Genomic DNA, 1,737 nt, shown 5'->3' with positions numbered 1-1,737 from the left:
CTTACCCGATGATAACCCCGAGCTGATTGCTTGGGTTCACTCTGTTCTGGCAAATAACGCATTCTTGGAAGAACGCCTTCGCATTCTTCTGCATTAACAGTTTGGTGCCTCCAGCGAAAAGACCTCGCCGGATCAGCAGGAACTGTTTAAAGAAGCCGAGCAAGACCAACCGGAACAACCTGAGCTGGAACCCGAAGAAAGCGTCACGGTTGCAGGACACGCTCGTCAGAAGAAAGGCAGAAAACCACCGCCCAAAAATTTGCCCAGAGTCCGGGAACAGCACGACATCCGTGACGATGAAAAAAACTGCAGCTGCTGCGGTAGTGAACTTCATCGCAAAGGCGAAGAGGTCACTGAGCAACTGGATCGTCCCGGCCAAAATCCGGGTTATCCAGAATGTGCGGTTCAAATACGGCTGTCGGTCCTGTGAAAACGGTGTAAAAACAGCCAAACTGCCTGCCCAGCCGATACCAGCCAGTATTCCTACACCGGGGCTGTTAGCATTTATTGCCACCTATAAATACGTCGACGGACAGCCTCTATACTGTCAGGAGAAATTTATCCTGGCTCGTCTGGGTGTTGATATTGCCCGTGCTACTCCCTCCCTGTGGATGGTGCGCTGTGGTGATCTGTTGCAGCCGTTAATCAACCTGATGCGGGACAAGCTGCTGGAAGCGCCCCTGATCCATTGCGATGAAACCGTCACCCAGGTACTCAAAGAGGAGGGGAAGACGGCCCAAAGTCGGTCGTACATCTAGGTTCAGGTGGCTGAACCGGTGAAAAATCAAAAGATCATTCTGTTTGATTACGCTCCTGGCCGCAGCGGCTCAGTCCCGGTAAGACTGCTGGATGGCTTTCAGGGCTACCTGCAAACCGATGGTTATGAAGAAGGAGGGAGTCATCAATCAGGGCTGCCGGGCTCACGCACGTCGCACGTTCGATGAAGCCATCAAGGGGCAGAAAGATAAAAACAAAACCGGCAAAAGCCATATGGGGCCGTCTTATATCCGCAGCTCTACCAAATAGAACACGAGATAAAAGACAGCCCTCCCTAAGAACGAATAAGATTACGGCAGGAGGCAAAGCTTGCCGGTTCTGCAGAAGCTGCGATAATGGCTGGATAAATCGTTGCCCCGGGTGCGTCCAAAAACCTTGTTGGGTAAGCCTCTTCATTACCTGAAGAACCAATGGGAAAAACTCATCCGTTATTGTGATGAGGGCTACCTGCGTATGGATAATAATCTGGCTGAAAATGCGATCCGCCCGTTCGTGGTGGGTCGCAAGGCGTGGTTGTTCAGTAACAGTAATGACGGAGCCAAAGCCAGTGCCAGTCTTTACAGCTTGGTGGAAACAGCAAAAGCCTGTGGATTAGAGCCCTGCCATTATCTGAAGACAGTCTTCACTTATTTGCCGAGGGCAGAATCCGTTGAAGATATCGGGCTGTTGTTGCCCTGGAATCAAAAGCCAGCCTGAATCAAGGTGGGTCATAAATACCGCTTACATTACAAGACCCAGTTGTTTCGATATCAAGATGACGACCAAGTATGTCGAGTTGAGCAAAGATCATCTGGCAGATGCCGTAAGATTGAATCCGTCAAAGAATAGGCATTTTTTGGACACTTTAAGAAAAAAGTATTTTCGGATAATTAACCATTGAAAATTCAATAAATTATGAGAGAAAATGGCGGTGAGGGAGGGATTCGAACCCTCGATACGGCTACAAACCGTATACTCCCT

At 49.6% G+C, this 1,737-nt stretch carries 2 protein-coding genes and 2 pseudogenes; all 4 read left to right on the top strand.

Translation table 11 applies throughout. The features are described from left to right. Positions 1–109: 109 nt before the first annotated feature. A pseudogene (locus tag KDK18_RS14785) lies at positions 110–262 on the top strand (hypothetical protein); the annotation flags it as partial. Further along, positions 260–430, top strand: a complete 171-nt coding sequence (locus tag KDK18_RS14780) for an IS66 family transposase zinc-finger binding domain-containing protein (RefSeq protein ID WP_373691173.1) — start codon at positions 260–262, stop codon at positions 428–430. The pseudogene KDK18_RS14785 and the gene KDK18_RS14780, both read left to right, overlap by 3 nt. Beyond that, positions 399–944, top strand: a pseudogene (locus tag KDK18_RS12890) (transposase). Before KDK18_RS14780 ends, KDK18_RS12890 begins: the two are co-directional and overlap by 32 nt. A gap of 172 nt (positions 945–1,116) precedes the next feature. Further along, positions 1,117–1,473, top strand: coding sequence for a transposase (locus tag KDK18_RS12885; RefSeq protein WP_306670934.1), 357 nt, complete (start codon positions 1,117–1,119; stop codon positions 1,471–1,473). Positions 1,474–1,737 lie beyond the last annotated feature (264 nt).

It is taken from the genome of Endozoicomonas sp. SESOKO3 (genome assembly GCF_024606255.1).
This window is presented reverse-complemented; position numbering and strand designations above follow the sequence as displayed.